Source organism: Pseudomonas wayambapalatensis, from assembly GCF_049942315.1.
GTDB lineage: Bacteria > Pseudomonadota > Gammaproteobacteria > Pseudomonadales > Pseudomonadaceae > Aquipseudomonas > Aquipseudomonas wayambapalatensis.
On record NZ_JBNFMU010000115.1, the window covers coordinates 1 to 9592 of the forward strand.

Annotated in this window: 5 protein-coding genes; 2 read left to right on the forward strand and 3 right to left on the reverse strand. The window is 64.5% G+C overall.

The window, feature by feature from the left end; all coding sequences use genetic code 11:
- Positions 1-114 precede the first annotated feature (114 nt).
- The 3 genes from zipA to ACPZMI_RS06060 all read right to left on the reverse strand — a co-directional run bounded on the left by zipA (position 115) and on the right by ACPZMI_RS06060 (position 5355).
- A complete protein-coding gene (zipA, locus tag ACPZMI_RS06050; protein ID WP_054893632.1) occupies positions 115-999 on the reverse strand; it encodes a cell division protein ZipA in 885 nt (294 codons plus the stop codon).
- Positions 1000-1203: 204 nt separating this feature from the next.
- Positions 1204-4692 (reverse strand): chromosome segregation protein SMC, encoded by a 3489-nt coding sequence (gene smc, locus ACPZMI_RS06055; RefSeq protein WP_426351866.1) that lies wholly within the window; start codon positions 4690-4692, stop codon positions 1204-1206.
- A gap of 3 nt (positions 4693-4695) precedes the next feature.
- Positions 4696-5355, reverse strand: coding sequence for a GntR family transcriptional regulator (locus ACPZMI_RS06060; protein WP_186711743.1), 660 nt, complete (start codon positions 5353-5355; stop codon positions 4696-4698).
- Positions 5356-5623: 268 nt separating this feature from the next.
- Between ACPZMI_RS06060 and xdhA the strand changes: the two genes are divergently transcribed.
- A complete protein-coding gene (gene xdhA, locus ACPZMI_RS06065; protein WP_186719791.1) occupies positions 5624-7078 on the forward strand; it encodes a xanthine dehydrogenase small subunit in 1455 nt (484 codons plus the stop codon).
- On the forward strand, positions 7071-9470 hold the full coding sequence (gene xdhB / locus ACPZMI_RS06070) for a xanthine dehydrogenase molybdopterin binding subunit (protein WP_186719792.1): 2400 nt from the start codon (positions 7071-7073) through the stop codon (positions 9468-9470). Before xdhA ends, xdhB begins: the two co-directional genes overlap by 8 nt.
- The last annotated feature ends 122 nt before the right edge of the window (positions 9471-9592 follow it).

The following is a 9592-nucleotide window of genomic DNA, read 5'->3' on the forward strand; positions in this document are numbered from 1 at the left end:
TCTGTGGGAGCGGCGGTGCGGCGTCCGGCTTGTCCGGCAATGGGGCCGGCACAGGCAACGACATCTGCCGAACCGACCAGCAATCCCCATGGGCTGCTCTTGAGTCTGGATCTATCAGCGCTTCTGGGTCAGCGCACGGCGCTCGAACTCGACGATACGCTGGCGGTAGTGCTCGATGGTCTGCGCGGTCAGTACGCTGCGCTGGTCATCCTTGAGCTCACCGTCGAGCTCATGGGCCAGCTTGCGCGCGGCGGCAACCATCACGTCGAAGGCCTGCTTCGGATGACGTGGGCCGGGCAGGCCAAGGAAGAAGCTGACCGCACGGGTGCTGAAATGGTCGATGTCATCCAGGTCGAATATGCCTGGCTTGACCGCGTTGGCCATGGAGAACAGCACCTCGCCGTGACCGGCCATGCTCTCGTGGCGATGGAAGATGTCCATCTCGCCGAAACGCAGGCCGCTTTCCAGGATGTTCTGCAGCAACGCCGGGCCCTTGAAGCCACCTTCGTCACGGGAGATGACGCTGATCACCAGCACCTCTTCGACCGGAGGCAACTCCTTGGCGGCGTTGTTGCTCGTGGCGAAACCGCTGTTGCGGTTGTTGTCGGCACTGAAGTCGTCATCGCTGTCGGCGAACAGGTCCGGCTCGCGCGGTTCAGCGACCAGGTTCAGGTCGCCCTGCTGCGACTCGGCAGCAGCACGCTTGCCACGCTTGGGCGCCTTGGCCGGCTTTGGCTCGCGCTCGCGTTCCCGGGCCGGAGCGCTCATCGACGGCAGGTCGGTTTCGTCCAGCTCCGGCTCTTTGTGCGTGTCCAGGACGCGCGCAGGGCCAAGCACCTCGGCACTGCCCTCGTCGTCCGGGAGGTTGGAATAGCTACGATCCAGGCGGAACTTCAACTTGCCCTTGCCGCCGCGCATGCGGCGCCAGCCGTCGAAAAGAATACCGGCGATGACAATGATGCCGATGACGATCAGCCACTCGCGCAGACCGATTTCCATGTAATCCCGTGCCTCTATAAAAATATGCTTGAAAACAAAGGCTTCAAAGCCCTTTAACACGTGGCGCCAACTCTATGTTCTGACAGGCGTTTTACCCACGCAAAAAACGAGTGACATTAAGCTAGCACGACCAAAGACAACTTTACACCGTCTGTCGCACATGCAAGGCGCATTTGCCTACAGATATCGCCCAATCTTCGCGCATCAGGCGTCAACCATGGCCATGGCCTCCTCCACATCAACTGCAACAAGACGTGAACAACCGGGCTCATGCATGGTGACCCCCATCAATTGATCGGCCATTTCCATGGCAATCTTGTTATGCGTAATGTAGATGAACTGCACGGTCTCGCTCATTTCCTTCACCAACCGGGCGTAACGCCCGACGTTGGCATCGTCCAGCGGCGCATCGACTTCGTCGAGCATGCAGAACGGTGCCGGGTTCAGCTTGAAGATGGCGAACACCAGCGCCAATGCGGTCAGTGCCTTCTCGCCGCCGGACAGCAAATGGATGGTGCTGTTCTTCTTGCCCGGCGGGCGCGCCATGATCGTCACCCCTGTATCGAGTAGATCTTCGCCCGTCAGTTCCAGATAAGCGCTGCCGCCACCGAAAACTTTTGGGAAAAGTGCCTGCAATCCGGCGTTTATCTGATCAAAGGTATCCTTGAAACGGTTTCGGGTTTCCTTGTCGATCTTGCGGATGACGTTCTCGAGCGTCTCCAGCGCCTCGACCAGGTCAGCGTTCTGGGCATCGAGATAGCGCTTGCGCTCGGACTGCTGCTCGTACTCCTCGATTGCCGCCAGGTTGATCGCGCCCAGGCGCTGGATCCGCGCTTCGGTCTGCTCCAACTCCTGCTCGGTCCCCTGCTCGCTGGCCTCGGGCTCGAGCGTGGCGAGCACACCCTGCAGGTCGTAACCGTCGGCAAGCAGTTGCTCTTGCAGGGTCTTGCGCCGCACATCCAGGCCCTGGGACTCCAGGCGTGACTGCTCCAGTTGCCCGCGCAACAACTGGGCCTGCTGTTCAGCCTGGGCACGGCGCTTTTCGACGTCGCGCAGCTCGCGATCGGCCTCGTCCATGTGCAGGCGCGCCTGGCGCATTTCCTCGTCGACACTCATGCGCCGCTCGAGCAGCTCTTCGAGCTTCAGACGCAACTCTTCCAGCGGCGCCTCGCCCTCTTCGAGGTTGAGGCTCAACTGCTCCTGGCGCTCGCTCAGACGCGCGGCCTGCTGCTCAAGACGCTCCAGGGCCTGGCGCGTGGAGTCGTGCTGGGCACGCAGGGAACCCAGGCGCACTGCCAACTGGTGGGCGTGGTCCTTGTGCTGACGGGCCTCCTGGCGGACGCGGTCGAGGGTTTCGCGCAGGGTGTCGCGACGGGCCATCAACTGTTCGCGCTGCTCGGTGTCCTGGGCCATGAGGTCCAGGGCTTCCTGCAGCACCAGGCGTGCTTCGCCCAGTTGCTCATGCTCCAGGGCGCGTTGCTCCTGGAGTTCGGCCAGTTCTTCCTGCAGGCGACGACGGCGCAACTCCAACTGCTCGGCACGAGCACGCCCGGCAGACAGGCTCGCCTTCAGTTCGCCAAGCTGGCGACTTTCGTCCTGGCTGCGGCGACGCAGTTGCTCGCGCTGTTCTTCCTGGTCGAGCTGTTGCTCGCGAAGGCTTTCCAGTTGCTGCGTGAGCTGTTCGAGCAATGCCTCGTGCTCGAGTTGCTCGTGGCCGAGGCGCTCGATCTCCTGCCCGCGCGCCAAAACACCGCCCTGGGACTCGCCACCACGGCTGACTCGCAGGAAATGCCGACCGACCCAGTAGCCATCGCGGCTGACCAGGCTGTGTCCCTCTCCAAGCGTGGCGCGCAGGGCCAGGGCCTGCTCCAGGGATTCGACCGGCTTGACCTGGCCGAGCCAGGGTGCCAGATCGATGCGTCCGTCGACCTTGTCCAGCAGGCTGCCGGGCAGGCGCGCACCCTCGCCGCTCGCCTGCAGCAGGCGCAGGTCGCCCTGCTCCAGGGCGGCAAAATCAAGTGCAGCAAAATCGTCCACCAGCACCGCCTGCAGGTCGGCACCCAGTACGGTCTCCACCGCCAGCTCCCAGCCGGGCTCCACACGCAGCCCTTCAGCCAGGCGCGGACGGCTGCCCAAGCCCTGCCCCTGCAGCCATTCAGCCGCGCCACTGCCGGGTTCGAGAGCCGCTTGCTGCAGGGCCTCCAGTGATGCCAGACGCCCGCCCAGGCGCTGCAATTCACCCTGCTGTTGCTGCTGGGCCTGGGTCGCCTGCTGCAGTTGCTCGCGCACAGCCTCAAGCCGCTCGACCACCTGCTGTTCCTGCAACTGCAACGCTTCGAGCTGCAACTCGCTGCCCGCCACCCGCTCCGACAGTTCGAGCATGGCGGCGTCCTGGGGATCGGCGCCCAGTTGCTGGTTCTCTTCACTCAGCTTGCGCTGGCGCTCGGCCAGACGCTCCAGGCTGCCCTCCAGTTGCTGCAGGCGTGCCTGCTGGACCTCGGCCTGACGCCGCGGCTCGGCGGAGCGGGTGTTGAAATCATCCCACTGGGCCTGCCAGCCATGCATGCCCAGCTCAGCCTCTTCAAGCGTCGCAGCGGACTCTTCGGCAGCGGCGAGGGTCATTTCCTGCTCGGGCTCGAGCATCGCCAGATCCTCGGCCAGGGTCGCCAGCAAGGTGCGGTCGTGGCCCAGGTGCGACTCTGTTTCCAGGCGCGTGCGCTCGGCTTCCTTGAGATCATCCTGCAACTGGCGCAGACGCTGCTGGCCGTGCTGGATGCTCTGCTCGACCCGGGCGATATCGCCCGCTACGGAATAGAAGCGCCCCTGCACCTGGTTGAAGCGTTCGGACAGCTCATGGTGCCCGTCGCGCAGGCGTTCGATGCTGGCATCGGCGTTGCGCTGCTCGGCCACCAGCGCCTCGAAGGCCACCTCCTGGTCACCGATGATGCTTTCGCGCTGACGCACGCGCTCATCCAGTGCACGCCAGCGCAGTGCCGACAAGCGCGCCTTGAGTTGGCGCTCCTGGGCCTTGTATTCGCGGTATTTCTCGGCGGCCTGGGCCTGGCGATGCAGGCGTTCGAGCTGGCGCTCCAGCTCTTCGCGCAGGTCGGTCAGGCGCGCCAGGTTCTCCTGGGTGCGGCGGATGCGGTTCTCGGTCTCGCGGCGCCGCTCCTTGTACTTGGAGATGCCCGCCGCTTCCTCGATGAAGTTGCGCAGCTCCTCGGGCTTGGCCTCGATCAGCTTGGAGATCATGCCCTGTTCGATGATCGAGTAACTGCGCGGGCCAAGGCCGGTGCCCAGGAAGATATCGGTGATATCACGGCGGCGGCACTTGGTGCCGTTGAGGTAGTAGGTGTTCTGCGCGTCGCGGGTCACCTTGCGACGGATGGAGATCTCGGCATAGGCGGCGTATTCACCGACCAGGGTGCTGTCGCTGTTGTCGAACACCAGCTCGATGCTCGCCTGGCTCACCGGCTTGCGCCCGGAGGAGCCGTTGAAGATGACGTCGGTCATCGACTCGCCACGCAGGTTCTTCGCCGAGCTTTCGCCCATCACCCAGCGTACGGCATCGATGATGTTGGATTTGCCGCAGCCGTTGGGCCCGACCACCGCCGCCATGTTGCTGGGGAAATTGACCGTGGTGGGGTCGACGAACGACTTGAACCCGGCCAGGCGAATGCACTTGAGGCGCATCGGTCAGGCCCGCACCAGCGCGGCCAACACCAGCTCGCAGCTGCGTTGACAATAGGCGATCAGCACCTCGCGGATACGCGGCAGGTCGCGCAGCAGCACCGCCTCCAGCAGGCGGGCGAACAGGTCGAGGTAATCGTCCATGCTGGCCTGGCGCTGATCCAGTGCCAGGTAGTAGGCGCGGCTCATGGCCGGCTGCAGGTTCTCCACGGTCTCCTGCAGGTAAGGGTTGGCTGCGAAGGGGAAGGCGGCGCGCATGACGGCGAAACTTTCGGCGACGAACGCCTTGATGTCCAGGTTACTGCGGGCCTCGTGCAGGCGCTGCTGGATCTCCAGGAACGGCAGCAGGTCGGTCTCGCTGCGCCACTGCTGGGCGACGGCGTTGCCCAGCAGGATGTACAGCTCGCCCATGAGGCTGCACAGGCTGCGCACACTGTGCTCGTCGAGTTCGGTGACATGGGCACCACGGCGCGGCAGGATCGCCACCAGATGACGACGTTCAAGTATCAGCAGCGCCTCGCGTACCGAGCCGCGACTGACATTCAGGGCCTGGGTGACCTTCTGCTCCTGGATGCGCTCGCCGGGTGCGAGCTCGCCGCGGATGATCCGCTCGGCCAGGTAGTGGGCAATTTGCTCGGAGAGGCTGTCCGGCGCCTTGAACGTCATGATTTTCCTTCGGAATCGAAAACAGGGCACAAAGGCGCGATTGTAGCGCACTCGCCGGGCTTGCGCGCAGCGGCACACGAGGCTTTGTGCGACCTGTCAGTCAGTCGCAGTGCCCGGCGCGATCTATGCTTGTAAAAAGGCAGGGTTGGGTGGCCAGAACCCGGCGCGGGTAAAATCTTGACCTTTGAGTCAGAAAAATATTGACCTCAAGGTCAGCCCTTGCTTAGAGTCCGCCCAACAACAATAAAACCATTACGAGGCCTTCCCCGTGATCCAGTTTCTCGTCAACCAGGAGCTGCGCAACGAGCACGCCCTGGACCCGAACATGACGGTGCTGCAGTACCTGCGCGAGCACCTGGGCAAACCCGGCACCAAGGAAGGCTGCGCCAGCGGCGACTGCGGCGCCTGCACCGTGGTCGTGGGCGAACTGACCCAGGATGACCTGGGCCAGCCGGCCCTGCGTTATCGCAGCCTCAACTCTTGCCTGACGTTCGTTTCCTCCTTGCACGGCAAGCAACTGATCAGTGTCGAGGGCCTCAAGCACCAGGGCGAGCTGCACAGCGTGCAAAAGGCCATGGCCGACTGCCACGGCTCGCAATGCGGCTTCTGCACCCCTGGCTTCGTCATGTCGCTGTTCGCCCTGCAGAAGAACAGCAGCGGCCACGACCTGCACCAGGCCCAGGAAGCCCTGGCCGGCAACCTGTGCCGCTGCACCGGCTACCGGCCGATCCTCGATGCCGCCGAGCAGAGTTGCGCCCGCCCCTGCCAGGACCAGTTCGACGCGCAGCAGGCGCAGACCATCGCCCGCCTCAAGGCCATCGCCCCGCAGCAGACCGGCGAGCTCAACAGTGGCGACAAGCGCTGCCTGGTCCCGCTGACCGTCGCCGACCTGGCCGACCTGTACAGTTCGCACCCCGAAGCACGCCTGCTCGCCGGCGGCACCGACCTGGCACTGGAAGTCACCCAGTTCCACAAGACCCTGCCCGTGATGATCTATGTCGGCCATGTCGCCGAGCTCAAGCGCATCGACAAGACCAGCAGCCACCTGGAAATCGGCGCCGCCACCCCGCTCACCGACTGCTATGGCGCGCTGAACGAGGAATATCCCGACTTCGGTGCCCTGCTGCACCGCTTCGCCTCGCTGCAGATCCGCAACCAGGGCACCCTGGGCGGCAACATCGGCAACGCCTCGCCGATCGGCGACTCGCCGCCCCTGCTGATCGCCCTGAACGCACAGATCGTCCTGCGCCAGGGCGATCGCCAGCGCACCCTGGCGCTGGAAGACTATTTCATCGACTACCGCATCACGGCCCGCCAGGACAGCGAGTTCATCGAGAAGATCCTGGTGCCGCGCGCCAGCAACGAGTGGACGTTCCGCGCCTACAAGGTGTCCAAGCGCCTGGACGATGACATTTCTGCGGTCTGCGCAGCGTTCAACCTGAACATCGAGAACGGCGTGGTCGGTGGCGTGCGCATCGCCTTCGGCGGCATGGCAGCGATCCCCAAGCGTGCCCGTGCCTGCGAGGCGGCGCTGCTTGGCAAGCCCTGGAACCAGGCGAGCATCGAGCGCGCCTGCCAGGCACTGGCCGAAGACTTCAGCCCGCTGACGGATTTTCGCGCCAGCAAGGAATACCGCCTGCTGACCGCGCAGAACCTGCTGCGCAAGTACTTCATCGAACAGCAATCGCCATACATCGAGACCCGGGTGACCGCTTATGTCTAACCATCACGCCGTCAAGAGCCAGGCCGAGATGGCCGAACTGTTCAGCCAGGACCTGACCACCGGGGTCGGGCGCAGCGTCAAGCACGACAGCGCCGACAAGCACGTGTCGGGCGAGGCGGTGTACATCGACGACCGCCTGGAATTCCCCAACCAGTTGCACGTCTATGCGCGCACCGCCGACCGTGCGCACGCGCGCATCCTGCGCATCGATACGACCCCCTGCTACCAGTTCGAAGGCGTGCGCATCGCCATCACTCACGAGGACATTCCAGGGCTCAAGGATATCGGCCCGGTGGTCGCGGGCGATCCGCTGCTGGCCATCGACAAGGTCGAGTTCTTCGGCCAGCCGGTGCTCGCCGTCGCTGCCCGTGACCTGGACACCGCACGTCGCGCCGCCATGGCGGCCATCGTCGAATATGAGGACCTGGAACCGGTGCTCGATGTGGTCGAAGCCTTGCGCAAGAAGCATTTCGTGCTCGACAGCCATACCCACCAGCGCGGTGACTCGGCCAAGGCCCTGGCCAGTGCCCCGCATCGCCTGCAGGGCACCCTGCACATCGGCGGCCAGGAGCACTTCTACCTGGAAACCCAGATTTCCTCGGTGATGCCCACCGAAGACGGCGGCATGATCGTCTACTGCTCGACGCAAAACCCCACCGAGGTGCAGAAGCTGGTCGCCGAAGTGCTCGACGTACCGATGAACAAGGTGGTGCTGGACATGCGCCGCATGGGCGGCGGTTTTGGTGGCAAGGAAACCCAGGCGGCCAGCCCGGCATGCCTGTGCGCCGTGATCGCGCGCCTCACCGGGCAGCCGACCAAGATGCGCCTGCCACGGGTCGAGGACATGACCATGACCGGCAAGCGCCACCCGTTCTATGTCGAGTACGACGTCGGCTTCGACGACACAGGCCGCCTGCACGGCATCGAGTTCGACCTGGCCGGCAATTGCGGTTATTCGCCGGACCTGTCCGGCTCGATCGTCGACCGCGCCATGTTCCACTCCGACAACGCCTACTACCTGGGCGATGCCACGGTAAACGGCCACCGCTGCAAGACCAATACCGCGTCGAACACCGCCTACCGCGGCTTCGGCGGCCCGCAGGGGATGGTCGCCATCGAGCAGGTGATGGACCACATCGCCCGCCACCTGGCGCTCGACCCACTGGCGGTGCGAAAAGCCAACTACTACGGCAAGACCGAACGCAACGTCACCCACTACTACCAGACCGTCGAGCACAACCTGCTCGAGGAAATGACCGCCGACCTGGAGGCCAGCAGCGACTATGCCGAGCGACGCAAGTCGATCCGCCACTTCAACGAACACAGCCCGGTACTGAAGAAAGGCCTGGCCCTGACCCCGGTGAAATTCGGCATCTCGTTCACGGCCACCTTCCTCAACCAGGCAGGCGCCTTGATCCACATCTATACCGACGGCAGCATCCACCTCAACCACGGCGGCACCGAGATGGGCCAGGGCCTGAACACCAAGGTCGCCCAGGTGGTGGCGCAAGTGTTCCAGGTCGACTTCAACCGCATCCAGATCACCGCCACCAACACCGACAAGGTGCCCAACACCTCGCCGACAGCAGCGTCCAGCGGCGCCGACCTGAACGGCAAGGCGGCGCAGAATGCGGCCGAGATCCTCAAGAAACGCCTGACCGAGTTCGCCGCCCGGCACTATCAGGTCACCGAGGAAGATGTCGAGTTCCGCAACGGCCACGTGCGCGTGCGCGACCAGTTGCTGAGCTTCGAGCAACTGGTGCAGCAGGCCTACTTCGCCCAGGTGTCGCTGTCGAGCACGGGCTTCTACCGCACGCCGAAGATCTTCTACGACCGCAGCCAGGCGCGCGGCCGACCGTTCTACTACTACGCCTTTGGCGCCGCCTGCGTCGAAGTGATCGTCGACACCCTGACCGGCGAGTACAAGATGCTGCGCGCCGACATCCTGCACGATGTGGGCGACTCGCTGAACCCGGCGATCGACATCGGCCAGGTGGAGGGCGGCTTCATCCAGGGCATGGGCTGGCTGACCACCGAGGAACTGGTGTGGAACGCCAAGGGCAAGCTGATGACCAACGGCCCGGCCAGCTACAAGATTCCGGCGGTGGCCGACATGCCCCTGGACCTGCGCGTGAAACTGGTGGAGAACCGCAAGAACCCCGAGGACACGGTGTTCCACTCCAAGGCCGTGGGCGAGCCGCCGTTCATGCTCGGCATCGCCGCCTGGTGCGCGATCAAGGATGCGGTGGCGAGCCTCGCCGACTATCGCGTGCAGCCGCACATCGACGCCCCGGCGACACCCGAGCGGGTGCTGTGGGGATGCGAGCAGATGCGCAAGGCAGTGGCGCAACAGCAGCCGAGCGAACAAGAACTGGAAACCGTCACCCACTGACAGCGAGGAATTCCGTGGGAGCGGGGGGGGGCGCGGAAGGGGGGGGGGGGGTGTCCTTCTCTTCTCCTGCCCACACCCCCCCCCCACCGCCCCCCCCCCGCTTTCGGAAGACCACAGCCGAA